21 protein-coding genes and 2 tRNA genes are annotated in these 24,695 nt (G+C 71.0%); 9 read left to right on the forward strand and 14 right to left on the reverse strand.

The window, feature by feature from the left end; genetic code table 11:
- Positions 1 to 1,047 carry a 2-phospho-L-lactate transferase gene (cofD, locus tag BLU20_RS10330; protein WP_083372459.1) on the forward strand — a complete coding sequence of 349 codons (1,047 nt, stop codon included), beginning with the start codon at positions 1 to 3 and terminating at the stop codon, positions 1,045 to 1,047.
- Here the strand turns inward: cofD and cofC are convergent.
- From cofC to BLU20_RS10350, 4 genes are all read right to left on the reverse strand, one after another.
- Positions 1,044 to 1,694, reverse strand: a complete 651-nt coding sequence (cofC, locus tag BLU20_RS10335; RefSeq protein WP_083372460.1) for a 2-phospho-L-lactate guanylyltransferase — start codon at positions 1,692 to 1,694, stop codon at positions 1,044 to 1,046. The two genes, cofD and cofC, sit on opposite strands and share 4 nt — an antisense overlap.
- Complete coding sequence (gene cofE / locus BLU20_RS10340) at positions 1,678 to 2,520, reverse strand: coenzyme F420-0:L-glutamate ligase (protein ID WP_083372461.1); 843 nt, start codon at positions 2,518 to 2,520, stop codon at positions 1,678 to 1,680. Before cofE ends, cofC begins: the two co-directional genes overlap by 17 nt.
- 12 nt (positions 2,521 to 2,532) lie before the next feature.
- The gene (locus BLU20_RS10345; RefSeq protein ID WP_029252516.1) at positions 2,533 to 3,552 is read right to left on the reverse strand and encodes a TIGR03557 family F420-dependent LLM class oxidoreductase; all 1,020 of its coding nucleotides are present in this window, start codon (positions 3,550 to 3,552) and stop codon (positions 2,533 to 2,535) included.
- A 79-nt stretch (positions 3,553 to 3,631) separates the two neighbouring features.
- Positions 3,632 to 4,522: a bifunctional helix-turn-helix transcriptional regulator/GNAT family N-acetyltransferase gene (locus tag BLU20_RS10350; protein ID WP_083372462.1), complete on the reverse strand. Its 891-nt coding sequence runs from the start codon at positions 4,520 to 4,522 to the stop codon at positions 3,632 to 3,634.
- 80 nt (positions 4,523 to 4,602) lie between these two features.
- On the opposite strand from BLU20_RS10350, the gene valS reads away from it, so the two are divergent.
- Positions 4,603 to 7,371, forward strand: a complete 2,769-nt coding sequence (gene valS, locus BLU20_RS10355) for a valine--tRNA ligase (protein ID WP_157270433.1) — start codon at positions 4,603 to 4,605, stop codon at positions 7,369 to 7,371.
- Between the two features lie 2 nt (positions 7,372 to 7,373).
- Positions 7,374 to 8,663 carry an MFS transporter gene (locus BLU20_RS10360; RefSeq protein ID WP_197675390.1) on the forward strand — a complete coding sequence of 430 codons (1,290 nt, stop codon included), beginning with the start codon at positions 7,374 to 7,376 and terminating at the stop codon, positions 8,661 to 8,663.
- Between the two features lie 26 nt (positions 8,664 to 8,689).
- Here the strand turns inward: BLU20_RS10360 and BLU20_RS10365 are convergent, their stop codons facing one another.
- Together BLU20_RS10365 and BLU20_RS10370 are read right to left on the reverse strand one after the other, a co-directional pair.
- Positions 8,690 to 9,874 carry a baeRF2 domain-containing protein gene (locus BLU20_RS10365; RefSeq protein WP_083372464.1) on the reverse strand — a complete coding sequence of 395 codons (1,185 nt, stop codon included), beginning with the start codon at positions 9,872 to 9,874 and terminating at the stop codon, positions 8,690 to 8,692.
- A gap of 118 nt (positions 9,875 to 9,992) precedes the next feature.
- Positions 9,993 to 10,361, reverse strand: a complete 369-nt coding sequence (locus BLU20_RS10370) for a chorismate mutase (RefSeq protein ID WP_083372465.1) — start codon at positions 10,359 to 10,361, stop codon at positions 9,993 to 9,995.
- A 58-nt stretch (positions 10,362 to 10,419) separates the two neighbouring features.
- Between BLU20_RS10370 and BLU20_RS10375 the strand changes: the two genes are divergently transcribed.
- Positions 10,420 to 12,237, forward strand: coding sequence for an AMP-dependent synthetase/ligase (locus tag BLU20_RS10375; protein WP_231959190.1), 1,818 nt, complete (start codon positions 10,420 to 10,422; stop codon positions 12,235 to 12,237).
- A gap of 46 nt (positions 12,238 to 12,283) precedes the next feature.
- Here BLU20_RS10375 and clpX read toward each other — a convergent pair whose 3' ends face one another.
- From clpX to BLU20_RS10410, 8 genes are all read right to left on the reverse strand, one after another.
- A complete protein-coding gene (clpX, locus tag BLU20_RS10380) occupies positions 12,284 to 13,555 on the reverse strand; it encodes an ATP-dependent Clp protease ATP-binding subunit ClpX (RefSeq protein WP_029252509.1) in 1,272 nt (423 codons plus the stop codon).
- Positions 13,556 to 13,674: 119 nt separating this feature from the next.
- Complete coding sequence (locus tag BLU20_RS10385; protein ID WP_029252508.1) at positions 13,675 to 14,388, reverse strand: ATP-dependent Clp protease proteolytic subunit; 714 nt, start codon at positions 14,386 to 14,388, stop codon at positions 13,675 to 13,677.
- 49 nt (positions 14,389 to 14,437) lie between these two features.
- Positions 14,438 to 15,055 carry an ATP-dependent Clp protease proteolytic subunit gene (locus BLU20_RS10390; RefSeq protein WP_043109623.1) on the reverse strand — a complete coding sequence of 206 codons (618 nt, stop codon included), beginning with the start codon at positions 15,053 to 15,055 and terminating at the stop codon, positions 14,438 to 14,440.
- 235 nt (positions 15,056 to 15,290) lie between these two features.
- The gene (tig, locus tag BLU20_RS10395) at positions 15,291 to 16,622 is read right to left on the reverse strand and encodes a trigger factor (protein WP_083373028.1); all 1,332 of its coding nucleotides are present in this window, start codon (positions 16,620 to 16,622) and stop codon (positions 15,291 to 15,293) included.
- A 137-nt stretch (positions 16,623 to 16,759) separates the two neighbouring features.
- A complete protein-coding gene (locus BLU20_RS10400; RefSeq protein WP_172829065.1) occupies positions 16,760 to 18,778 on the reverse strand; it encodes an acyltransferase family protein in 2,019 nt (672 codons plus the stop codon).
- Positions 18,775 to 18,963 carry a hypothetical protein gene (locus tag BLU20_RS13960; protein ID WP_172829066.1) on the reverse strand — a complete coding sequence of 63 codons (189 nt, stop codon included), beginning with the start codon at positions 18,961 to 18,963 and terminating at the stop codon, positions 18,775 to 18,777. The genes BLU20_RS10400 and BLU20_RS13960 overlap by 4 nt, the downstream gene beginning before the upstream one ends.
- Positions 18,964 to 19,035: 72 nt before the next feature.
- A complete protein-coding gene (locus tag BLU20_RS10405; protein WP_083373029.1) occupies positions 19,036 to 20,658 on the reverse strand; it encodes a glycosyltransferase family 2 protein in 1,623 nt (540 codons plus the stop codon).
- A 290-nt stretch (positions 20,659 to 20,948) separates the two neighbouring features.
- Positions 20,949 to 21,022: transfer RNA gene (locus BLU20_RS10410), tRNA-Pro, on the reverse strand.
- A 134-nt stretch (positions 21,023 to 21,156) separates the two neighbouring features.
- On the opposite strand from BLU20_RS10410, the gene BLU20_RS10415 reads away from it, so the two are divergent.
- The 5 genes from BLU20_RS10415 to BLU20_RS10435 all read left to right on the forward strand — a co-directional run bounded on the left by BLU20_RS10415 (position 21,157) and on the right by BLU20_RS10435 (position 24,676).
- A tRNA-Gly gene (locus BLU20_RS10415) sits at positions 21,157 to 21,227 on the forward strand.
- 491 nt (positions 21,228 to 21,718) lie between these two features.
- Positions 21,719 to 22,654, forward strand: coding sequence for a cysteine synthase A (gene cysK, locus BLU20_RS10420; protein ID WP_029252503.1), 936 nt, complete (start codon positions 21,719 to 21,721; stop codon positions 22,652 to 22,654).
- A gap of 1 nt (position 22,655) precedes the next feature.
- The gene (gene epsC / locus BLU20_RS10425; protein WP_083372467.1) at positions 22,656 to 23,249 is read left to right on the forward strand and encodes a serine O-acetyltransferase EpsC; all 594 of its coding nucleotides are present in this window, start codon (positions 22,656 to 22,658) and stop codon (positions 23,247 to 23,249) included.
- 93 nt (positions 23,250 to 23,342) lie between these two features.
- The gene (locus BLU20_RS10430; protein ID WP_083372468.1) at positions 23,343 to 23,696 is read left to right on the forward strand and encodes a GntR family transcriptional regulator; all 354 of its coding nucleotides are present in this window, start codon (positions 23,343 to 23,345) and stop codon (positions 23,694 to 23,696) included.
- On the forward strand, positions 23,693 to 24,676 hold the full coding sequence (locus BLU20_RS10435; RefSeq protein WP_083372469.1) for a DUF1648 domain-containing protein: 984 nt from the start codon (positions 23,693 to 23,695) through the stop codon (positions 24,674 to 24,676). The genes BLU20_RS10430 and BLU20_RS10435 overlap by 4 nt, the downstream gene beginning before the upstream one ends.
- Positions 24,677 to 24,695 lie beyond the last annotated feature (19 nt).

The raw sequence follows: 24,695 nt of genomic DNA on the forward strand, positions 1-24,695 counted from the left end.
GTGCGCATCACGCTGCTCGCGGGCGGGGTCGGGGGCGCACGCTTCACGCGTGGTCTCCGTGACCATCTCGCCCGGCACGGCACACCCGACGGCACCTCCGCGGAGATCACGGTGGTCGTCAACACCGGCGACGACATCTGGCTGCACGGCCTGCGCGTCTGTCCCGATCTCGACACGGTGATGTACACCCTCGGCGGCGGCATCCACGAGGGCCAGGGCTGGGGCCGGCCGGACGAGAGCCGGCGGGTGACGGACGAGCTCCACGCCTACGGCCTCGGATGGGACTGGTTCACGCTCGGCGACCTCGACCTCGGAACCCATGTCGCGCGGACGGCGATGCTCCGGGAGGGCCTGCCGCTCAGCACCGTCACCGAACGTCTCGCCGTGCGGTGGCAGCCAGGGGTTCACCTCCTCCCGATGTCCGACCAGCCCTGTGAGACGCATGTCGAGGTCGACGACGCGTCGTCCCCCTCGGGGACGCGGCTCATCCACTTCGAGGAGTGGTGGGTCCGGCACCGCGCGGCGCTGCCCGCGCGGCGGTTCGTCCAGGTCGGCCTCGACGACGCCCGCCCCGCGCCAGGCGTCCTCGACGCGATCACCCGGGCGGACCTGGTCCTCCTGCCGCCGTCCAACCCCGTCGTGTCGGTCGGCACGATCCTTGGCGTCCCCGGGATCCGCGAGGCAATGACGAGGACGTCGGCGTCCGTCGTCGGCGTCTCACCGATCCTCGGGGGTGCACCGGTACGCGGGATGGCCGACGCCTGTTTGACGACGATCGGCGTCGAGACGTCGGCCGAGGCGGTCGCCCGCCACTACGGCTCACGTCGTGAACCTTCCCCGACGCGCTCCGAGACCACAGGTGTTCTCGACGGGTGGCTCGTGGACGACGCCGACGCGTCCGCCGTCGAGCGGTTGGAAGACATCGGGATCACCGCACGTGCGTTGCCGCTCCTCATGGGCGACGAGCCGGGAGCAGACGGTCGCACGGCGACGGGCCGGATGGTCGACGCCGCGTTCGGAGTCGCGGCCGCACGGCAGACGACCTAGCGGACGTCGTCGGTCGCCAGCCCGGCGAGCACGTGTGCGGTGTGGGTGCCGACGCCGAGCCGGACCACCTCCTCGAGATCGCCGGGCGCGTCGACGTCGCGGCGCAAGCGTCGTGGCGCGTCGTCCAACGACACGTGCCCGACCCGCTCGTGGGCCCGGGCCGAGCCGGATCCGAACCTCGGTGCCAGCTCCTCACCGACGACCGCGGCCAGGAGCGTCGTCCCGGTTCCCTCGGCATCGGGCACGAACGCACGTCGAACACTGCCGGCCTGACGCAGACCCACCGAGAGATCCCCGGCCCGCAGTCCCGGGAGATCGCCCAGAAGTACGCCACGGTGGACCGGCCGGTCGATCACCCCGAGCCCTGCACCGATCGCCGCGCGCAGGCCCGCGCCGGGGTCGGGGACGACGCGGACCCGCGAGTCACCGGCGAGGCGGTCGACGACAGTCGGCTCGCTGCTGACCAGGACGACACGTTCGACCTCCGGGGTGGCGAGCACGGCCGTGAGCGTGTCGAGCGCGAACGCGCGCGCGAGCTCACGGCGCAGATCGCCTGCGAGCGCCGGGTGGAGCCGCGACTTGGCGTGCTCGAGACGCTTGACCGGAACGACGAGCCACCAGGCGGAGTCGTCAGGCGTTGTCGTCAACGTTCGGCTCGACGTCGACCTCGCGGTCGGCGTCGGCGGCCTCGGTCGCGCCGTCCTCGAATCCCGAGGCGTACCCCTCCTCGTACGCCTCCTCGCTGCCCAGCCGGAAGAGGTCCTCCTCCGCGGGCCGCACGAGCGAGGCCGTCCCGGGACCGTCCTCGTCGGTCACGTGGACCGCGAGCCCGCGGAGCACCGCGACGGGCCGTGCCGCAGCTTTTCCGCGCACGAGCTCGCTCGCCGCGGCGATCTCGTCGACGACCGCGGTGCGGGTGACGACGATCTCCCGGCCGTGGGTGTCGCGCGTCCCCCGCAGGTCGGTGAGCGGGCGCACACCGGCGGAGCCGATCGCGAAGTCGGTCTGCCCCTCCCGCCACGGCCGCCCGGCCGTGTCCGAGACGACGACACCGACCCGCACGCCGAGCCGGGCCTGCAGGCCGGCACGGAGCGCGCGAGCGGAGGCGTCCGGGTCCTCGGGCAGGAGCAGGACCGTCCCCTCCGGCGTGTTGCTCGCGTCCACGCCGGCCGCGGCCATGACGAGACCGAGCCTGTTCTCGACGATGCGGAGCACTCCCGTCGGCGAGGTCCGGGACGCGACCTCGCGGACCGTCTCCTCCGCGATCGCCTCCTCACGGCCCTCCGCCGCGCGAACCCGCCCCTCGGCCTTCGAGACGACCTTGCTCGTGACGACGACGACGTCGCCGTCCGTCACACCGCCGCTCGACTCGAGCAGGTCGGCCACGAGCGTCGCGAGGTCGTCGCCCGGCACCACCTCGCCCATGCCGTCGGGCGCCCACGCCTCGAACCGGGCGGGTACGGATCCCGTCATCGTCGTCCCCCTCTATCGACTCAGGTTCGGCAGGACGTCGGCGCCGAACGTCTCGATCCACTCGCGCTGGTTGCGACCCACGTTGTGCAGGTAGATCCGGTCGAAACCGAGGTCGACGTACTGCTGGATGTACGCACGGTGGGCATCCGGGTCCTCGGAGATCAGGAGCCGGCCCTCGAAGTCCTCAGGGCGGACGAGCTTCGCCATCTGCTCAAGGTCGTGCGGCGAGCGGATGTCTCCCTTGGGGAACTTCATGCCGCCGTTGGGCCACTGGTCGAGGGCGTTCGCCAGCGCCTCCTCGTACGTGGGTGCCCAGGACATGTGGAGCTGCAGGACCCGCGGCATCTCGTCGGCGTCGCGCCCCGACTCCTTGGCCCCCGTCGCGAAGCGGTCGAAGAGCATGCCGATCTTGTCCAGCGGCGCACCCACGGTGATGAGGCCGTCGGCGTGCTTGCCGGCACGCTTGGCCGTGATCGGCCCGGCGGTCGCGACCAGGATCTCGGGCGGCACCTCGGGCATCGTCCACAGACGCGCCGACTCGTGCTTGTAGAACTGCCCGGCGTGCTTGACGTCCTTGCCGGCGAGCGAACCCGCGAAGAGCCGCTTGATGATGTCGATCGCCTCGAACATCCGGTTGATGCGCTCGGGCGCCTCGGGCCAGTAGCCGGCCATGACGCGCTCGTTGAGCGCCTCTCCGGAGCCGAGGCCGAGCCAGTGCCGTCCCGGGTACATGGCGGCCAGCGTGGCGGAGGCCTGGGCCACCATGGCGGGGTGCCACCGGAACGTCGGCGCCGTCACGCCGGGGCCGAGGTCCCCGGTCGTCCGCTCACCGAGCGCGGTGAGCACGTTCCAGACGAAGGACGACTCGCCCTGTGCGGGGACCCACGGTTGGAAGTGGTCGGCCGCCATCGTGCCGGAGAAGCCGTGCTCCTCGGCGTAGGCGGAGTAGTTCACCACGTCGGTGGGGTGGAACTGTTCGAGTGCGGCGGCGTAGCCGACCGTGAGCCCTGATGCGGGGGTGTTCGCAGACATGCTCCGACACTAGCCCTGCTGGCGGCGGGCGACCATCACTCGACGAGAAGTCGGCCCGTCGAGCCCCGAGCCTCGGCCGTCACAGCGCCTTCTCGTAGAAGAGGCCGGCGTCGGGGTTGTCGTTGTAGCGCTCGACCGGCCGGTACCCGGCACGCTCGTACAGCGCGACGGCCTCGGAGAGCTCCCCGCGGGTGTCGAGGCGGACGACCGAGTCCCCGAGCCTCGTCGCCTCCTCCTCCAGACGACGGAGCATCCTCGACCCGAGCCCGGCACCCCGCCAGGCCGCGTCGACCCACATGCGCTTGATCTCGGCGACCCCGGGCCCGATGGTGCGCACGGCCCCGCACGCGACCGGGTCGCCGTCGCTGACGGCGACGAGGAACACCCCCCGGGGCGGCCGCAGACTGACCGCGTCCTCGCGGGTCGCCCGGGCGGCGTCGAACCCCTCCGAGAATCGCCGGTTCAGCTCGTCGACGTACGCACCGACGGCGACGACGGCGCGCGGGTCCTCGGGATCGACGGGACGGAGGTCGACGGTGGCAGCCCGCACGAGCAGGTCTGCCTCGCAGAGCGCGGCGGTCAGCCGCTCCCGCTGCCGCGGCGAGAGCGGCTCCATCAGGCCGGCCGCCCGCCGCCCGCTGGACGCCTCGATCGCGTCCCAGCGCTCCTGCCCTCCCGACGTCAGCGCGACCGTCCTCCGACGCCGGTCGGCCGGGTCCTGCGCGACGACCACCAGGTCGTCGGACTCCAGTCGACGCAGCATCCGGCTGACGTAGCCGGAGTCGAGGTCGAGACGCGCGCGCAGGGCCGCGACCGTGTCGACGCCGGTGCCGATCTCGTACAGCACCCGAGCGGTCCCGAGCGGCATGCCGCTGCCGAGGAAGGAGTCGTCCAGGGCACCGATCCGCTGGGTGTAGCTCCGGTTGAAACGGCGTAGGACGGCGGTCTGGTCGTCGTCGATCTCGTGCATAACCTCTGACTCTAGTCAGAGATTGGCCCGGCGGGCGAACGCGTCCTGTCGCCGCGCGCCCATCTGGAACAATGAGGACCATGAGCACACCTTCGTCCGCCGACGCCCCCGAGACCACGACCACCCCGCCGTCCGCCGTCGTGCGCGCCGTCGTCCGTGGCGTACCGGACAAGGTCAGCACGGACGGGCTCGAGGACAAGTACGACGCCCGCTGGGACGCCGAGCAGACCTACGCCTTCGACCGCACGCGACCGCGCTCCGAGGTCTACTCGATCGACACGCCGCCCCCCACGGTCTCCGGGTCGCTGCACGTCGGCCACGTGTTCTCCTACACGCACACGGACGTCGTCGCGCGATACCAGCGCATGCGCGGCAAGGAGGTCTTCTACCCGATGGGGTGGGACGACAACGGCCTGCCCACCGAGCGCCGCGTCCAGAACTACTACGGCGTCCGCTGCGACCCCACCCTCCCTTACACCGACGACTACGAGCCCCCGCACGAGGGCGGCGACGGCAAGTCGATCAAGGCGGCCGACCAGCAGCCGATCTCGCGGCGCAACTTCGTCGAGCTCTGCGAGCGTCTGACCGTCGAGGACGAGAAGCAGTTCGAGGCGCTCTGGCGCCGTCTGGGGCTGTCGGTGGACTGGAACCACCACTACCAGACCATCTCCGCGGACTCGCGGACCGTGGCCCAGAAGGCGTTCCTGCGCAACCTCCAGCGGGGCGAGGCCTACCAGGCTGAGGCTCCCGGACTCTGGGACGTCACGTTCCAGACCGCCGTCGCGCAGGCCGAGCTGGAGGCGCGCGACTACCCCGGGCACTTCCACCGCGTGGCGTTCCACCCGGTCTCGACAGGCTCGACCGACGAGACGACAGGCTCGGCCGACAAGACGACAGGCTCGACCGCCGCACCGATCTACATCGAGACCACGCGTCCCGAGCTCCTGCCGGCCTGTGTCGCGCTCATCGCGCACCCCGACGACGAGCGCTACCAAGGCCTGTTCGGCACCACCGTCCGCTCCCCGCTGTTCGACGTCGAGGTCCCGGTGCTTGCCCACCCCGCCGCCCAGGCGGACAAGGGTGCCGGCATCGCGATGTGCTGCACGTTCGGCGACCTCACCGACGTCCAGTGGTGGCGAGAGCTCGACCTGCCCATGCGCTCCGTCGTGCGACGCGACGGGCGTCTGACCGCCGAACCCGCCCCCTGGATCACGAGCCCCGAGGGCGCCGCGCTCTTCGCGGAGCTCGGTGGAAAGACGACCTTCAGCGCCCGGGCGCTCGTCGTCGACGCGTTGCGTGAGTCGGGCGCCCTCGACGGCGAACCCGTGGCCACGCAGCGCAAGGCGAACTTCTTCGAGAAGGGCGACAAGCCGCTCGAGATCGTGACGTCGCGCCAGTGGTACATCCGCAACGGTGGCAAGGACCTGACGCTGCGCAAGGACCTTCTGGCGCGCGGCGAGGAGATCCGGTTCCACCCGGACTTCATGAAGGTGCGGTACGAGAACTGGGTCGGCGGCCTCAACGGCGACTGGCTCGTCTCGCGCCAGCGCTTCTTCGGCGTCTCGATCCCGCTCTGGTACCCGGTCACGGACGGTGGCGACGTCAACCACGACGCCCCGATCGTCCCCGACGAGGCGTCGCTCCCCGTCGACCCAGCCTCCGACGTCCCGCCGGGCTACACCGAGGACCAGCGTGGCGAGCCGGGCGGGTTCGTGGGCGAGGCCGACGTGATGGACACCTGGGCCACGTCGTCCCTGACGCCCCAGATCGCGGGCGGCTGGGAGCGCGACGAGGACCTCTTCTCGCGCGTCTTCCCGATGGACCTGCGCCCGCAGGGCCAGGACATCATCCGGACGTGGCTCTTCTCGACGGTCGTGCGCTCGCACCTCGAGCACGGCAGCCTGCCCTGGGCGAACGCCGCGATCTCCGGCTGGATCCTCGACCCCGACCGCAAGAAGATGTCCAAGTCCAAGGGCAACGTCGTCACGCCGATGGGGCTGCTCGAGGAGCACGGGTCCGACGCCGTGCGCTACTGGGCCGCGTCGGCCCGCCTCGGGACGGACGCCGCGTTCGAGGTCGGTCAGATGAAGATCGGGCGCCGCCTGGCGATCAAGATCCTCAACGCCTCGAAGTTCGCCCTCGCGTTCGGCGGCGACGGCGAGATCGTCCTCGACCCGGCCCTCGTGACCGAGACGATCGACCGAGCGATGCTCGCCAGCCTGGCCGACGTCGTCGACAGGGCGACGGAGTCGCTCGAGACGTACGACCACACGCGCGCTCTCGAGACCGTCGAGACGTTCTTCTGGGCGTTCTGCGACGACTACCTCGAGCTGGTCAAGGACCGCGCCTACGGTGCGGGAGCCGACGAGGAGGACCTGACGCAGGAGACCCGGTCCGCACGCGTCGCCCTGGCGCTCGGGCTGGACACCATGCTCCGGCTCTTCGCCCCCTACGTGCCGTTCGCGACCGAAGAGGTCTGGTCGTGGTGGCGCGAGGGTTCGGTCCACCGCGCTCCGTGGCCGTCGGCCGCGCCTCTGCGTGCCGCGGCCGAAGGTGCCGACCCCGACGTCCTGGCCTACGCCGGCTACGCCCTCGCCGCCCTGCGTCGCCTCAAGTCCGAGGCGAAGGTCTCGATGAAGACCCCGATCCTCGCCGTGGAGCTCGCCGTGCCGGCAGCCGGCGTGAGCGGTGTCGAGGCATCCGCGGTCGACGTGCGCAACGGCGGCCGCGTGACCGGGGACCTCGTGATCGTCGAGACGACCGAGGGTCAGGGCGACGCTGCGGTCCAGGGCGGTCTCGTCGTCGTCTCGCACGAGCTCGGCGAGCCCGTCGTCCGCAAGAAGGGCTGACCGTGGCCGCATCGCCGGCTCTCCCCGCGGGTGCGGCCGGCGATGCACCCGAGCAGCGGCGGACGCTCGTCGTGCTCGTCTGCGCGCAGATCCTGTCGGGCGCCGGGCTGGCTGCCGGGATCACCGTCGGTGCGCTTCTCGCGCAGGAGATGCTCGGGTCGACGTCGCTCGCGGGGGTGCCGAGCACGCTGTTCACGCTCGGCTCGGCGCTTGCAGCCGTGTTCATCGGGGTCGCCTCGGGACGCTCTGGCCGTCGCGTGGGGCTCGCCGCGGGGTACGCCGTCGGGGCTCTCGGCAGCCTGGGGGTGATCGTCGCGGCGGTGACCGACTCGTCCCTGCTCCTCTTCGCGTCGCTCTTCGTCTACGGTGCCGGCAGCGCCGCGAACCTGCAGGCGCGCTATGCGGGGGCGGACCTCGCGGCCCCGCCACGGCGTGCCCGCGCGCTCTCGACCGTGCTCGTGGCGACGACGGTCGGCGCGGTCGTCGGTCCGACCCTGACCGGGCTGACCGGAGACATGGCCGTCGACGGGGGGCTGCCCCGGTTGGCCGGTCCCTTCGTGCTCGCGACGGTCGCGTACTCGTGCGCCGCGCTGGTTCTCTGGATCTTCCTGCGACCTGACCCGCTCCTGCGAGCGCTCGCGATCTCGCGAGACGACGTGACGGGCACCGCCGGTGACCCGGGACGGTCCTCGGACCCCGTCGCCGCACCCGGCACGGCCACAGCACCCTCCACCGTCACGGCGCGCAACCGCGGTGTGGCCCTCGGCGCGACCGTCATGGTCGTCACGCAGATCGTGATGGTCGCGATCATGACGATGACGCCGGTCCACATGGCCCACCACGGGCATGTCGGTGCGGTGGGACTGGTGATCGCGATCCACGTGGGTGCGATGTACCTCCCGTCCCCGCTCTCCGGCCGACTGGTCGACCGCCACGGACCGCGGACGGTCGCGGTGCTGGCTGCCGTCACGCTGCTCGGCGCGGGCCTCGTCGCCGCCGTCTCCGGCAGCTCGGTCGTGCTCGTGGCGATCGGGCTGGCGCTGCTCGGCCTCGGATGGAGCCTCGGGCTCGTCGCGGGCACCACGCTCGTCACCGACGCCGCACCCCTCGCCACGCGCGCCCGGACCCAGGGCCGCGTGGACGTGCTCGTCGCGCTGGCGGGGGCGGCGGGCGGTGCGCTGTCCGGGGTCGTCGTCGCGGGCGCGTCGTACACGGGCCTGGCCCTGGGGGGCGGGGTGCTCGCGCTCGTCCTCGTCCCTGTCGTGGCACGCGGCGGCCGGCCACGCCCGTAAGCGCGACCGGCCGGCACGGCACAGGACTACGAGGCGGGACGCAACCGCTCCGCGTCGCCCGACATGCTCGGCGACGCGTCGTGCGGCGTGTCCTCGTCAGCCCATCGCAGCAGTGCGCCGACGCCGCCCGGCAGGTCGTGGCCGACCACGGTGACGCCGGCGTCCTGCCCGAGGGCCGCACGCATCACCGCGACCGTCGCCGGCAGCTCCCGCACGTCGTCGGGGGCGACCCCGAGCGCCTCCACCTCCTCCTTCGACGAGGCCAGGTGCAACAGGTCGGGCCCCACCCAGAGGGAGTTCGTGTCGCCGTCGAGCGCCGAGGCCGTGATCACCAGCTCACGCACCTGACCGCGCTGGAGGACGGTGACGGCGTCCGCGAGCGACGTCACGCCCCCGGCGTCGCGCGCCACCGCAGCCTGCAGCTCCTCGAACACGGACGTCCGACGGCGCTCCCGGACCTTCGCCAGCGCCTCGGCGATGTGCGCGTCGAACGAGGCCTGGTTCACCCCGTTGTCCCGGGCACCGCCCTGGACGTCGACCAGAAGGTCGCCCGTCTTGCGGGTCGCCGCGCCCCGGACCAGGGCGCACGCCCGGACGTCGCCGCTGAGCAGCACGACCTCGGGACCGTGCTCCGCGACGATCCGGTCGACACGCGCGGCGATCGCCTCGGCGTTCCGCTCCCAGGAGTCCTCCGCCCGTCCTTCGACACGCTTCTCCTCGTAGCGACCGACCTTGGCCTTGGTGACGGCGTCGTGGTCGCCCTCGACGCTGCTCCGCTCGACCTCGATCCCACCCGTTCCGGGCGTGCTGCGGTAGAGGTCCGCGCCGGTACGGTCGGCGACGACGAGCAGGTAGTTGACGGACTCGTCAGCGGCGCGCGCCGCGGGCCCGAGCTCGGGCGCCGCACCCCAGTGGCCCCGGGAGGCGGTCGGCGGAGCGGCGAGGATCCGGTCGACCAGGACGCCGTCCTCCGCCGTCGCGATGATGACGCGGCCGTGCGGGCCGTGCACGTGGGTGGGCCGCAGGGCACGATCCTCCAGGTCGGCGACGACCGCCGCCGGAGCTCCGGCCTTGTCGAGGTCGCGCACCACCGAGCGCCATCGCGCCCGGAGCTCCCGCTCCCCCGACTCACCGCCCCGGGAGACGTCGAGCGTGGCCGTCGCGAACGGTCCCGTGCTGCCGAGCAGGGGCTTGAGCCAATCGATCTTCATGCAGATCCCTCCGTCGCTGGCTGACCGTGCGGCGACGAGCCCGCACGGCCGAGGATCACTCCAGGGTGCGACACCTCGGTCGTCCATGCCAACGCTGGCGGCCGTCGCCCCACCGAGGTCAGGCGAAGAGGTCAGGACCGTCCGTGGACGAACCGTCCCGCTCGTCCGCGATCGAGCGGTGCTGACGCTTGACCTCTCCGACGATGAACTCGCGGAACTGCTCCGCGAACGCCGGGTCGAGGCCCGAGGCCTGGGCGATCGACCCGAGTCGCTCGATCTGCGCACGCTCGCGGCCCATGTCGGCCGGGGGCAGGCCCGCCTCCGCCTTCAGCTCACCGACCCGGCGGGTGCACTTGAAGCGCTCCGCGAGCAGGTGGACGATCGCCGCGTCGATGTTGTCGATGCTCCCGCGCAGCCGCAGGATCTCGGCAGGGATCTCGACGGCGGTCGTCGTGCGGACGGTGTCGGAGGTCGGTCGCTCTTCCATGCCTCGATCGTAGAGGTGAGGCGCCTCTGTCCGACGTCAGGCGGTAAGGTCGGACATCGTGCAACCACCCATCGCGCCCCAGCCGCAGAGCATCTCGCCCAGCCTCGTCGAGGTCGGGCCACGGACCACCATCTCCGACCTCCTCGCCGACCGGGTGCGCACCCGGGGCGACGAGACGCTCGTGGAGGTCCGTGCGGAGTCCGGCGCGTGGGAGCCCACGACGGCTGCGGAGTTCGCCGAGCAGGTCCGCGCGGTCTCCCACGGCTTCTTGGGACTCGGCCTGCAGAAGGGCGACCGGGTCGCGATCATGTCGCGGACCCGCTACGAGTGGATGCTGCTCGACTTCGCCGCCTGGGACGCCGGTCTGGTCCCGGTCCCCGTCTACGAGACGTCCTCCCCGGAACAGGTTCGTTGGATCCTCGAGGACTCCGGAGCCCGCGTCGTCGTGACCGAGACGACCGCGCACGCCGCGGCGATCGCCGAGGTCCGCGACCGGCTCCCCTCCGTCGAGCGTGTCCTGGTCCTCGACGACGGGGCGATCGACACGCTCGTCGCCGCCGGCGCGGACGTCGACCCCGAACGGGCTGTCCGCCGTCGGAACGCCGCCCAGCGGGACGACATCGCCACGATCATCTACACGTCGGGTTCGACCGGGCGCCCGAAGGGCGTCGAGCTGAGCCACGGCAACTTCGTCTATCTCGCGCTGAACGGTGTCCAGGGCCTCAGCGAGATCGTCTCGCCCCCAGGCTCGCGCACGCTCCTCTTCCTGCCGCTCGCGCACGTCTTCGCGCGCTACATCCAGGTGATGGCGGTGGCCTCGCCCGGTGTCGTCGGCCACTCCCCCGACACCAAGCAGCTGCTGTCGGACCTGACGACGTTCAGGCCGACCTATCTGCTCGCGGTCCCCCGGATCTTCGAGAAGGTCTACGCGGGTGCCGAGCAGAAGGCGGGGACCGGGCTCAAGGGGAAGGTCTTCCGCTGGGCAGCACGGGCGTCACGGGACTTCTCGCACGCGCTGGACGAAGGCTCGGTGAGCGTCGGCGTCCGCGCCCGGCACGCGGTCGCGGGCAAGCTCGTCCTCGGCACGCTCCGCGAGGCTCTCGGCGGACAGGCCCGCTTCGCGATCTCGGGAGGTGCACCGCTCGGCGACGACCTCGCCCACTTCTTCCGTGGTGCAGGCCTGACGATCCTCGAGGGCTACGGACTGACGGAGACGACGGCGCCGACAGCGGTCGCCCGCCCGGGTCACACCCGGGTCGGAACCGTCGGGCAGGCGTTCCCCGGCGCCTCGCTGCGTGTGGCGGACAGCGGCGAGCTGCAGGTCTCCGGCGGCCACGTCTTCCAGGGGTACCGCAACCAGCCCGAGCTCACCGCCGAGGTGTTCGACGGCGAGTGGTTCCGCACGGGAGACCTGGGCAGGATCGACGAGGACGGCTACGTCAGCATCGTCGGCCGTCTCAAGGAGATCATCGTCACCGCGGGCGGGAAGAACGTCGCACCGGCACCCCTCGAGGACCGTCTCCGTCACCATGCCCTCGTCGGCCAGGCGGTCGTCGTCGGCGACCAGCGCCCGTTCGTGGGGGCACTCGTGACGATCGACCCCGACGGCATCGCCCACTGGTGCGCGACGCAGGGAATCCCGGCGATGGACGTCGAGACGGCGCGGACACATCCGGCGGTTCTCGCCGAGTTCGACGCCGCGATGGCACACGCCAACGAGCTGGTCTCCCGCGCGGAGTCGGTCCGGAAGATCCGCGTCCTCGACACGGACCTCACCGAGGAGAACGGGTACCTCACCCCGTCGCTGAAGGTGAAGCGCCACCTCGTGCTCGACGACTTCGCGGACGAGATCGAGGCACTCTACGCACCTCGCTAGGGCGAGTGGCGGGTCCGGCCGCGGTGTGTCGACCGCGCCGGACCGGTCAGGCGGACTTCTCGCGGGGCTCCCGCTTGGCGTCACGCGGGACGATGGTGGGGTTGACGTTCTCGAGGACGACGTCGCGGGTGATCACGACCCGCTCCACGTCGTCCCGGCTCGGCATGTCGAACATGATCTGCTGCAGGACCTCTTCGAGGATCGCGCGCAGGCCACGCGCCCCGGTGCCGCGCAGCAACGCCTGGTCGGCGATCGCCTCGATCGCGCCGGTCTCGAACTCGAGCTCCGCCCCGTCGATCTCGAACATGCGCTGGTACTGCTTGACCAGGGCGTTCTTCGGCTCCGTGAGGATCTTGACGAGCGCTTCCTGGTCCAGCGGCGAGACGGCGGCGATCACCGGGAGTCGCCCGATGAACTCGGGGATCAGCCCGTACTTCTGCAGGTCCTCGGGACGGACCTCGGAGAACAGGTCCGCGCTGTCGTCGGTCTCCATCGGCGCACCGAAGCCGATACCGCGCTTGCGGACCCGCTGGCCCACGATGTCGTCCAGGCCGGCGAACGCCCCGGCGACGATGAACAGGACGTTGGTCGTGTCGATCTGGATGAAGTCCTGGTGGGGGTGCTTGCGTCCACCCTGGGGCGGGACGGAGGCCGTCGTGCCCTCGATGATCTTGAGCAGCGCCTGCTGCACTCCCTCGCCGGAGACGTCGCGGGTGATCGACGGGTTCTCGGCCTTGCGTGCGACCTTGTCGACCTCGTCGATGTAGATGATCCCGGTCTCCGCCTTCTTCGTGTCGAAGTCGGCGGCCTGGATCAGCTTCAGCAGGATGTTCTCGACGTCCTCGCCGACATACCCCGCCTCCGTGAGCGCGGTCGCGTCGGCGATCGCGAACGGCACGTTCAGCATCTTCGCCAAGGTCTGGGCGAGGTAGGTCTTGCCGGTCCCGGTGGGACCGATCAGGAGGATGTTGGACTTCGCGATCTCGACGGCGGAGTCGTCGTGCACGGTCCCCGGCGCCTGCGCTGCCTGGATCCGCTTGTAGTGGTTGTAGACGGCGACCGCGAGGGCCTTCTTCGCCTGGTCCTGGCCGATGATGTAGTCCTCGAGGAACGAGAAGATCTCCCGAGGCTTCGGCAGGTCGACCAGCCCGAGCTCGGCGGCCTCGGTGAGCTCCTCGGTGAGGATCTCGTTGCACAGCTCGATGCACTCGTCGCAGATGTACACGCCGGGGCCGGCGATCAGCTTCTTGACCTGCTTTTGCGACTTCCCGCAGAACGAGCACTTCAACAGTTCTGCGCCGTCCGAGATCCGAGCCACGCTATATCTCCTCGCCTGGTCGACCGCTTGTCGTCGATCGTCTTCCCATTGCACACCACCGGGCGCCCGTTGTCACAAGGCGCACCGGTGGTGGCTGGGGTTTTGCCCGGATCTGTCGGTCAGGGCTTGTTGATCTTGACCGGCTTGCGGCTCTCGAGGACCTGGTCGACCAGGCCGTAGTCCTTGGCCTGCGCGGCCGTGAGGATCTTGTCGCGCTCGATGTCCTCCTGGACCTGCTCGAGCGTGCGGCCCGAGTGCAGCGAGAGCGTGCCCTCGAGCCACTCACGCATGCGGATCAGCTCGTTCGCGTGGATCTCGATGTCGGAGGCCTGCGCGTACCCGCCGCCCTCCATCGCCGGCTGGTGGATCAGGACGCGGGCGTTCGGGAGCGCGAGACGCTTGCCCGGGTGTCCGGCGGCGAGCAGCACGGCGGCGGCGGACGCGGCCTGCCCGAGGCAGACCGTCTGGATCTCCGGCTTGATGTACTGCATCGTGTCGTACAGCGCCGTCATCGCGGTGAAGGAACCACCGGGCGAGTTGATGTAGAGGATGATGTCGCGGTCGGGGTCGGAGCTCTCGAGGACGAGGAGCTGTGCCATGACGTCGTCCGCCGAGGCGTCGTCGACCTGGACGCCCAGGAAGATGATGCGGTCCTCGAACAGCTTGGTGTAGGGGTCCTGGCGCTTGTACCCGTACGCCGTGCGCTCCTCGTACTGGGGCAGGACGTAGCGGTTGGACGGCGCGCCGTAGGGCATGGCGCGGCCGCCGCTTGGCAGGCCGGCAGGCCCGGCGAGGCGCTGCGCGGTGTTGATGTACTGGGACTCGATGCTCACGGGTTCTCCTCAGCAGGTGTGGTGGGTGTGCGGCGGGGGCGTCGGGCCGTCAGGCTCCGGTGCCGCCTCCACCTGCGACCGAGTCCGCGTGCTCGACGACGTGGTCGACGAACCCGTACTCCAGTGCCTCGGACGCCGTGAACCAGTTGTCCCGGTCGTTGTCCTTGTTGATCTGCTCGACCGTCTTGCCGGTCTGCTCGGCGGTGAGCTCCGAGAGCACCCGCTTCATGTGCATGATCAGCTGGGCGTTGATGCGAACGTCCGTCGCCGTGCCGCCGATGCCGCCCGACGGCTGGTGCATCATCACTCGTGCGTGCGGCGTCGCGTAGCGCTTGCCCTTGGCCCCCGAGGAGAGCAGGAACTGCCCCATCGACGCGGCCATGCCCATCGCCACGGTCGCGACGTCCGGCTGGATGAACTGCATCGTGTCGTAGATCGCCATGCCAGCGGTGATCGAACCACCGGGCGAGTTGATGTACAGGAAGATGTCCTTCTCGGGATCTTCCGCTGCAAGAAGCATCATCTGCGCGCAGATCGCGTTCGCGTTCTCGTCGCGCACCTCCGACCCGAGCCAGATGATGCGCTCCTTGAGAAGCCGGTTGTAGATCGAGTCGTTGAGCCCGAGTCCTGAGCCCTCGGCCCGTGCCATCGGCAGCTGGTCGTTCACGTCCGTCTCCCTCGTCATCGTCTCGTCACGGGCACCCCGTGGCGGCGTGACGGTGCGATCGGGACTCCCCGGTACGCACCGTGTGCAGTGACCCTAACGCGCGGGGCCCGCGGTTATCGTCCTGATCCGCGCCCGTTTCGCTGTCGGCGCACGCCGGACGTCGATCCGGACGCACCAGGACGACGGACGGCCCCCGCCCCCGTGGGGGCGAGAGCCGTCCGGCTGGTCGTCGTGCTCAGGCCTTGGCGTCCTCGGCCGACTCCTCGGTGGCGTCCGCGGCCTCGGCAGCGTCGTCCTCGTCCGACCCGATGAACTCGGAGAGGTCGACGACCTCGCCGGCCTCGTCCTTGACGACGACGTCGCGCAGGGCGACGGCGAGAGCCTTGGACCGGGCGACCTCGCCGACCATCGCGGGGATCTGGCCGTTCTGGTCGAGCGTCTGGATGAACTGGTTCGGGTCCATGCCGTACTGACGCGACGCGCTCACGAGGTACTCGAGCAGCTCGTTCTGAGCGACCTGGATCTCGAGCTTCTCGGCGAGCGTGTCCAGCAGGATCTGGTTGCGCAGGGCCTCGGTCGCCTGCTCGGTGACCTCGGCGCGGTGCTCCTCGTCCTCGAGGCGGTTCTCGCCCTCGAGGTGACGGTGGACCTCGGCCTCGACCGCACCGGACGGCACGGGGATCTCGGTCTTCTCGACGAGGTGCTCGAGCAGTGCGTCACGCGCGGCGACGGCCTGGTTCGAGGTCTTGGCGTCGGCGACCTGCTTGCGCAGGTCGTCCTTCAGCTCGTCGATCGTGTCGAACTCGGAGGCGAGCTGGGCGAAGTCGTCGTCCGACTCCGGGAGCTCACGCTGCTTGACGGCGGTGGCCGTGACGGTGACGTCGGCCTCCTTGCCCTCGTGGTCGCCACCGGCGAGCGGCGCCTTGAAGGTGGTGGTCTCCTCGGCCGAGAGGCCCGTGAGCGCCTCGTCGAGGCCCTCGAGCATGTTGCCCGAGCCGATCTCGTAGCTGACGCCCGAGACCGAGTCCACCTCTTCGTCGTCGATGACGGCCTTGAGGTCGAGGACGACGAAGTCGCCCTCGGCGGCGGGACGGTCGACACCGACGAGGGTGCCGAAACGCTCGCGGAGCGACTCGAGACGCTCGTTGACGTCCTCGTCGCTGACCTCGCCGGCCTCGACGGTGAGCTCCAGGCCCTCGAGCTCCGGCAGCTCGAGCTCCGGGCGGACCTCGACCTCGGCCGTGAACTTCAGCGGGCCCTCGGCCTCGATCGGCACCTCGGTGACCTCGACGTCCGGCTGGCCCAGCGGGCGCAGCGACGTCTCGGAGATGGCCTGACGGTAGAAGTTGGGCAGACCCTCGTTGACGGCGTGCTCCAGCACGGCCGGGCGACCGACGCGCTGGTCGATGATCCGCGCCGGCACCTTCCCCTTGCGGAAGCCAGGAATGTTGACCTGCTCCGCGATGTGCTCGTAGGCGTGGTCGATGCTGGGCTTCAGCTCGGCGTACTCCACCTCGACGGTCAGCTTGACCTTGGTGGGCTCCAGGGTCTCGACGGCGCTCTTCACTTCGATGATCTCCAACTGATCGGGGCCGGCCGGGTACGGCTCGGTAGGTCGTTCGACATGCACGCCCGGGCGGTTCGTCGACTGCCACGACGTGGCGGACTGAATAGGTGCACGGGCAACCGTTACATCCTACGGCATCAGGAACGCGGTGTCCCGAACGCCTGGGTGGCCAGCAGCTTGCTCTCCAGCTCGCCCGTGAGCAGGCCCGTCGTCGTCCAGGTCAGGTGGCTCGCGTCCCGGTACATCAGGACTCCCCCGAGCACCGCCTGGCAGGTCTCGCTCGGGCAGAGGCTCGCGCTCATGTCGACACCCTCGACGCCCGGCTCGTCGCCGAGGACCGCACGCAGGAGCAGCGGGTCCGGGGCCAGCGACGCCGAGCGGGAGAACTCGCACCGCGACCAGTCCTCGACGTGCTCCGAGATGCAGCCCGGCACGTCAAAGTCGGGCACCGGGACGTCGCGCACGTACACCACAGGGATGTCCGCCGACCGGAAGGCGTCCAGCGTCCGGTCCCACGCGTCGTCGCGCAGGATCTCGGCCTGCGGCTTGAAGAAGTAGGACGTGGACGTCGAGACGACGACGACGTCGGCCTCCTCGCCGATGCGGGGCAGCTGGGCGGCACGCCACCGTTCGCAGTCGACCGACTCGGCGGTGAACCGCTGCGGGATGTCCGCGGCCGAGCAGCCGCCCTTGGTGACGATCGTCAGCCTCCACCCGTGGTCCTCGGCGATGGTGCGCATCGCCCCGCTCCACTGGAAGGCCTTGGAGTCGCCGAAGAGGACGACGTCGAGACCGTCGTCGGGTCCGGTGGTGCACTCCTCGTGCCAGGTCAGGTCCAGCTCGCTCATCGGCGACAGACAGGGGTACTCGAGCGGGGGCGCGTCGGCGGCCGCTTCCCCGGGACCGGGGGTCGTCGGACCACCCGTCAGAGCCGCGGCCTCCGGGGTCAGAACGTCGGAGAGGGACGTCCCCTCGAGCGTGCCCGAGGCCTGGGCAAGGTCCTCGTAGACGTCCGAACCCAGTCCGAGGCCGGCGCCGAGCGCCACGAGGACGCCCGAGACCCCGACGGCGTAGGAGTGAGCGGGGCGCAGAAGGACGACGCGGGATCTGCGGACCCGGTTCTCGACGGTCTCCATCAGACCGTAGGCGAGCACGCCGGCCACCAGGGTGAGGACCACGAGCGTCGGCCAACGGAGGTCACCCAGGACCGCCTCGGCAAGTACGAGGACGGGCCAGTGCGTGAGGTACCAGGAGAACGACAGTCGGCCGACCCACCGCACCGGCGGCGCCGCGAGGAGGACGCCGGCTCCGACCAGTCCGCCGGCGCCCGCGGCGAGGATCGCGACCGTCCCGAGCGTCGGCAGCAGCGCGGCCGTTCCCGGGAACGGCGTCTCCTCGTCGAGGACGACGGCAGCGACGACGACGGCCGCGACACCGACCCACACGAGCACCGAACGCACGCGCGGTACACCGCTGCCCCGGCGGCCGTGGAGCGCGAGCGCGGCGATCCCGCCCGCCCCGAGCTGCCACGCCCGGGTGAGCGGCGACATGTACGCCGAGCTGGGGTCCGCCGTCGTGAGGACGAGGGAGTAGAGGAACGACGCGACCGACACGCCCACGACGACCGTCCCTGCCACCGCGACGGGCGACCACCCGGCACGACGGGCGATGAACGCGGCGCCGAGGAGAAGCAGGGGGAAGACCAGGTAGAACTGCTCCTCGACCGCCAGGGACCAGTAGTGCAGCACGGGGCTCGGGGCTGCGTCGGCCGTCATGTAGTCGGTCTCCTGGGAGATGAACCGCAGGTTCGCCACCTGGAGCGCCGCGGCGACGACGTCGATCATGGTCTCGCGCACGCGGAGCGGGGGAAGCAGGAGCCAGGCAGCCACCGCGGTGGCCACGAGAACGGCCGAGGCCGCCGGGAGGATGCGGCGCGCACGGGCCGCCAGGAACGAGCCGAGGGCGATCGTCCCGGTGGTCGAGAGCTCGCGCAGGAGCATGCCCGTGATAAGGAAGCCCGAGATGACGAAGAAGACGTCCACGCCGACGTAGCCCCCGCCGATCCCGGGCACACCGGCGTGGAAGAGCAGGACCAGCACGACCGCGAGCCCGCGAAGACCCTCGACGTCGGCGCGGAACCGTGAGTCCCGGGTCACAGCGAACCGAGCAGCGGGTCGAAGGCACCGAGGGCGAGCAGCGCGCCGAAAGTCATGGCCACGGTCACGAAGATCGCGACCGGCCAGGGCAGCCCGCCGCTCCGACGACGCTCGACGGGCCGGAGCACGTCGTCGGGCACGGCTGAGTCGACGAACGGGACGTGGGGGCGGTCTGGCGATCTCATCGGGTGCTCCGTGCGTGGTGGGAGGTGTGTCGGGCGGCGCAGGACGCGCGTGACGGGCGGGGTGTTCGAGGTCTAGGGCGCGAGGCCGGCGCGCGCGTACCGCGGCACCGTCGTGCCGCTCCTGACCTGCGCCGACGCGCGCGGCGAGAACCCGCGGGGTCGCACGATGCGCAGACCGTCGACGATCAGCGGGACCGCGAGCCACGTGTATCCGGCCGCCAACGCCGCCATGCCCCAGAACTGGGCGAGCCCGTACGTCGCGACTCCGACGACGACTCCTCCGAGCCACGCGACCACCCCGACGGTCAACGTCGTGACCATCACCCGGGCGATCGAGCGGGCGAGCGCGCTCGACCCGCCACCCGAGCCGGTCGGCACCCATCCGGCGTAGTTCCCGCGGATCGCGTGCGCGAGGACGAGCAGGTGCGCAAAGCTCTGGGCGAGCTGGACGCGCAGGACCTCGATGCGCCAGTGCGAGCGGTGCACCACCGGGAACAGGACGGTCATCACCCAGAGGCTCGGGAGCAGGAGCAGCAGGTGCGCGGGGAGGACGTCCTGCGGGTAGATCCAGCACATCACCACGGAGGGCACGAAGATGTTCAGCGCGAGCGCCGAGGTCTCGGTGTAGTAGCAGAGCCCGGCCCAGAGGGCGGTTCGCTGGATCCGGCGGAGTCCTCGCAGGTCGTTCTCACGGTCCGTGACCATGGCCACGGTGCCGTTCGCCCAGCGGTACTGCTGGGTGAGGAACGGACCGAGCTCGTCGGGGCACAGCCCCTTGGCGAGTCGCAACGGGACGAACCGGGTCTCGAACCCGGCACGCATGAGCCAGATGCCGGTGTAGAGGTCCTCGCTGTGGTCGATCTCCGGGAAGCCGCCGATCAGCTCCAGCGCGCTGCGTCGGTACAGGGCGTTCGTCCCGCAGCACACGGTCGCGCCGATCCGGTCCCGGGAGGGTTGCACCCAGCGGTAGAAGATCTCCTGGGTCGCTCCTGCGGTCCGTTGGAGCCAGCCCATCGACGGGTCCGTGTCGAAGTCCTGCGGACTCTGGACGATCCCGACCTCGGGGTCGTCCAGGTACGGCACGAGCTGCCGGAGGAAGTCGGGCCGCGGACAGAAATCCGCGTCGAAGATCGCGATGACCTCGGCCCCGCTGGCGGCGAAGGCCGAGCGAAGGTTCCCCGCCTTCTTGAGGCGCCCCCGGTCCGGCCGGACGCGGTACCGGAACCCGTAGCGCTCTGCGAGCCGCGCGACGTGCGGGTCGGCCCCGTCGTCGAGGACCCAGACGGTCAGGCCACCGGTCCAGTAGAGCTGCTCCACGTGGGCGAACGTGTTCTCGAGCACCTCGAGGTCCTCGCCGCAGACGGGGACGAAGACATCGACCGACGGCACCTTCTCCGGCGCCCATCGCCGCACGAGACGCAGGTGCGACTCGGCCGAGACACGTGGCCTGCGGATGCCCGTGACCACCCAGAGGAGGAGGCTGACGGCCGTCAGGGCGAGAGTGAGGTAGAGCGGCCAGAGCCAGGGTGCCCGGCCGGCGAAGAGTGCGAGGCTCACGAGCACGGGCAGGCTGGCCGCCGCGGCGACGGGCTGCACCCACGGCCGCACGGGCCCGAGGTCGCGGAACGCCTCGACGTCGGAGGGCGGGCTCGGCAGAGCACGGCGCCCGCCGGCTCTCGTGTCGTCTCGTGTCATCTCGGTCCCTCGGTCCAGGCCCCGCGTCGCGCGGGGCGGCACCGCGACGTCGTCGGCCCGGCTCGTTGTGTATGAGAGGGACGCTAACGAACATCTCGAGCGTGGGAGCGCTCCTTCAGCAATACTGCTTAGTGGCTTTCACGTAGTGAGACTACTTATGCGCAGTTTCAACCATCTATCCACTCCTCCATGTCGACCACGCACCGGATTCCGGCCCCGACCCCGGGCACGAAAAAGGCCGGACCGACGATGTCGTCGATCCGGCCTCGCGGCGCTCTCGCACCGAGCCGTCGGGGTGACAGGATTTGAACCTGCGACCTTCCGCTCCCAAAGCGGACGCGCTACCAACCTGCGCCACACCCCGGCTCACCCTCGGAGAACCGCGGGCGGCCCGAGTCTAACCGCTCGCCCCCTCGAGCCAGGACCACCGCCCGGATGCTGGCATCGGCCGCGGCGTTTGCTAAGGTGTCCACGTTCCTGGCGCTCCGGCGCCGGTTCGCGGGTGTAGCTCAATGGTAGAGCCTCAGTCTTCCAAACTGATCACGCGAGTTCGATTCTCGTCACCCGCTCCCCTCCCTCTCCGCGCGGCCACGGCCGCGCGTGCACCGGCCCGCCGAGGTCAGGCGCCGCAGGTGCGGCCCACCGCCGTCCCGGCGTCCCGGCGGCCGGGAATGAGACGCCGTTGCGGACGGTTACAGCCCTCGCTAGTGTCGGCCGCGAGCTCCGCCCTCGAGTCACCGCTCGGTCGGCGCGAGCCGCGCACGACCACCGCCGCACGATCGGAGGGATCGAGGATGTACGAGCACTCAGCCGTCGCACCTCTCCCCGTCATGCCCGCGGCCCCCCTGCACACGCGCGCCGTGCGTTCGTGTGCCTGCTGTCCCTGCTGTCGCTAGAGCGTCGGCGCGGCCCTGCGCCCGTCCCCCGACGCTCCGCGACCCCGAGGCCCGCCCTCGGCCCGATCGCACCCCGGGGGCACGCCCCCTCCCCCTGACAGCCGGAACCCTCCGGCCTGACATCCGCATACCGGCACCCGCCGGCCAAGGAGATTGAGGTTGACATGGCACGCATCTACGACGACGTGACGACACTGGTTGGCAACACCCCGCTGGTCCGTCTCAACCGGGTGACCGACGGCGCCGAGGCCACGGTCGTCGGCAAGCTCGAGTTCTACAACCCGGCCAGCTCGGTCAAGGACCGGATCGGTGTCGCGATCATCGACGCGGCAGAGAAGTCGGGCGACCTCAAGCCCGGCGGGACGATCGTCGAGGGCACCTCGGGAAACACCGGCATCGCCCTGGCCATGGTCGGCGCGGCGCGCGGCTACAACGTCGTCCTCGCGATGCCCGAGAGCATGTCCAAGGAGCGCCGCGCGCTGCTGCGTGCGTTCGGCGCCGAGCTCATCCTCACCCCGCCGGCCGAGGGCATGAAGGGCGCGGTCTCCCGCGCCGAGCAGATCGTCGCCGAGCGTGAGGGTGCGGTGCTCGCGAGCCAGTTCGCGAACGCCGCGAACCCCGCGATCCACCGGGCGACGACGGCCGAGGAGATCTGGGCCGACACGGACGGCAAGGTCGACATCGTCGTCTCCGGCATCGGCACCGGCGGCACCATCACCGGCGTGGGTCAGGCGCTCAAGGAGCGGAACCCCGACATCAAGATCGTGGCTGTCGAGCCCGAGGAGTCGGCGATCCTCAACGGCGGCGCCCCCGGCCCGCACAAGATCCAGGGCATCGGCGCGAACTTCGTCCCGGAGATCCTCGACACGGAGATCTACGACGAGGTCATCGACGTCAACGCGGACACCGCGGTCGAGGTCGCGCGTCGCGCCGCCAAGGAAGAGGGCCTGCTGGTCGGCATCTCCTCCGGTGCCGCCATCGCCGCCGCCACGCAGGTCGCCCAGCGCCCGGAGAACAAGGGCAAGCTGATCGTCGTGATCATCCCGTCCTTCGGCGAGCGCTACCTGACCTCGGTCCTCTACTCGGACCTCATGGACTGACGTGCGCCGTCTGCGGAGGTTCGTGACGGTCCTCGGCGAGGACCTCGACGCGGCGCGCCACGGAGACCCCGCGGCACGCTCGCGCGTCGAGGTGGCTCTGAGCTACCCGGGGTTGCACGCCGTGTGGGCCTACCGCGTCGCGCACCGAATGTGGCGGGAGCCCGGTCTTCGGTTCCCCGCCCGTCTGCTGTCACAGATCGCCCGTGCGGCGACCGGGATTGAGATCCACCCCGGTGCCATGCTCGGTCGGCGACTGTTCATCGACCACGGCATGGGGGTCGTCGTGGGCGAGACGGCCGTCGTCGGCGACGACGTGCTGCTCTTCCACGGTTCCACGCTCGGTGGACGCTCGATGACCAAGGGCAAGCGTCACCCCACCCTCGGCGACCGGGTGACGGTGGGCGCCGGCGCGAAGATCCTCGGCCCCGTGTGGATCGGCGACGACGCACAGGTCGGCGCGAACGCCGTCGTCGTCAAGGACGTCCCCGACGGGGGCGTGGCCGTCGGCGTACCGGCGAGGGTGCGGGTCCCCGAGCGTCGGGTCGAACCACGATCGGTGGCCGACCCGTCGGAGCTCATCGAGTACATGATCTGAGTCGCGACCGCGAAAGGGTCCGCACCGTCCGGTGCGGGCCCTTTCGCGCATCTCGGTGATCTATTTCAACTAGAACAATATAGACTAAGCGACATGCTGTTCACCCTGAACCCCGGGACCGACGAGGCGCTCTTCGAGCAGCTCGCCGCACAGGTCCGTCGGGCCGCGGTCCGGGGAGAGCTGACCCCCGGAGACCGACTCCCCTCGGCCCGGGACGCCGCCGCCGCGCTCGACGTCAACGTGCACACCGTCCTGCGCGCGTACCAAGCGCTGCGCGACGAGGGCGTCGTCGACCTGCGGCGCGGCCGCGGCGCGGTCGTCGTCGCCGTCCCGCCACCGAGCGATCCGGCGCTCGACGCCGCGATCGCCGACGTCGTCCGCGTGTCCCGGCGCCTCGGCATCTCCGGCTCGACCACCGTCGCCCTGCTCGAGGAGGCACTTCGATGACCCACCGCACGACGTCCACCTTCCGTCGCCCCGTCCCCGTGGCCGTCGCGACCGGCGTTCTCGGCCTTCTCGCACTCGGGATCTGCGCGGCCGTCTCGTTCACCTGGATCGACGACCTGCCGGAGCAGGTGGCCGTGCACTGGGGGCCGGAGGGTGCCGACAGGTTCGCCTCGCCGACGAGCGCGATCCTCGGCCCGCTCGCCCTGGGCGCGGTGCTGACGCTCGGGTTCGCCGTGATGACCGCACTGGTCGGCCAGTCGTCGTCGACCCGCCGTATCTCCGGCGGCCTGACCGTCGGCATGCCGGTGTTCATGGGCGTGCTCACCGTGAGCACGATCTGGGCGCAGCAGGCCGTCGACGAGCCGTCGACGAGCGACATCTCTCAACTTGCCATGGGGGCCGTGGGCGCGGGCCTCCTGACCGGCGTGCTGGTCGCCGTCGCCCTCCCCGGGGACGAGGCCCGTCCGGCCACCGCCGAGGTGGCCGCCGACGCTCCGCGACTGACGCTCCCCGACGACACGCGCGCAGTGTGGGTGCAGCACGCGCAGGGCGGCCCGGGTCTGACGGTCGGGCTGGTCGCCGCCGCGTCGATCATCGTCCTCGCGATCCTGACCGAGCTCTGGTTCATGCTGCTTCTTGCTCTCGTCCTCGGACTCGCGCTGGTCGCGATGATGGCCTGGGTCGTCCGCGTCGACGCCTCGGGTCTGCACGTCCGGTCCGTCGCGGGATTTCCGCGCACGCACGTGCCCGCCGACGAGGTGGAACGGGCCGGCGTGGTGGAGGTCGCACCGATGCGGGAGTTCGGCGGCTGGGGCTGGCGGGTCGGGCGTGGCGGTCGCGTGGGTGTCGTCGTCCGCAACGGCGAGGGGCTCCTCGTCGAACGCTCCGGGGGCCGGTCCATCGTCGTGACGGTCGACGACGCCGCGACCGGCGCGGCGTTGCTCAACACGATGTCCGACAGGGCTCGCGGCACGCGATAACCTGGGCGCTACCCGATAC

The sequence above is a fragment of the Paraoerskovia marina genome (assembly GCF_900105445.1).
Lineage (GTDB): Bacteria > Actinomycetota > Actinomycetes > Actinomycetales > Cellulomonadaceae > Paraoerskovia > Paraoerskovia marina.

Bases quoted from the DNA above. Each gene is read 5' to 3' on its own strand.
- BLU20_RS10370 (WP_083372465.1), bottom strand. From the start codon at position 10,361: ATGGAAGAGCGACCGACCTCCGACACCGTCCGCACGACGACCGCCGTC.
- BLU20_RS10405 (WP_083373029.1), bottom strand. From the start codon at position 20,658: ATGACACGAGACGACACGAGAGCCGGCGGGCGCCGTGCTCTGCCGAGC.
- BLU20_RS13960 (WP_172829066.1), bottom strand. From the start codon at position 18,963: ATGAGATCGCCAGACCGCCCCCACGTCCCGTTCGTCGACTCAGCCGTG.
- BLU20_RS10345 (WP_029252516.1), bottom strand. From the start codon at position 3,552: ATGTCTGCGAACACCCCCGCATCAGGGCTCACGGTCGGCTACGCCGCC.
- BLU20_RS10435 (WP_083372469.1), top strand. From the start codon at position 23,693: ATGACCCACCGCACGACGTCCACCTTCCGTCGCCCCGTCCCCGTGGCC.
- cofE (WP_083372461.1), bottom strand. From the start codon at position 2,520: ATGACGGGATCCGTACCCGCCCGGTTCGAGGCGTGGGCGCCCGACGGC.
- BLU20_RS10365 (WP_083372464.1), bottom strand. From the start codon at position 9,874: ATGAAGATCGATTGGCTCAAGCCCCTGCTCGGCAGCACGGGACCGTTC.
- valS (WP_157270433.1), top strand. From the start codon at position 4,603: ATGAGCACACCTTCGTCCGCCGACGCCCCCGAGACCACGACCACCCCG.
- BLU20_RS10430 (WP_083372468.1), top strand. From the start codon at position 23,343: ATGCTGTTCACCCTGAACCCCGGGACCGACGAGGCGCTCTTCGAGCAG.
- BLU20_RS10350 (WP_083372462.1), bottom strand. From the start codon at position 4,522: ATGCACGAGATCGACGACGACCAGACCGCCGTCCTACGCCGTTTCAAC.
- cysK (WP_029252503.1), top strand. From the start codon at position 21,719: ATGGCACGCATCTACGACGACGTGACGACACTGGTTGGCAACACCCCG.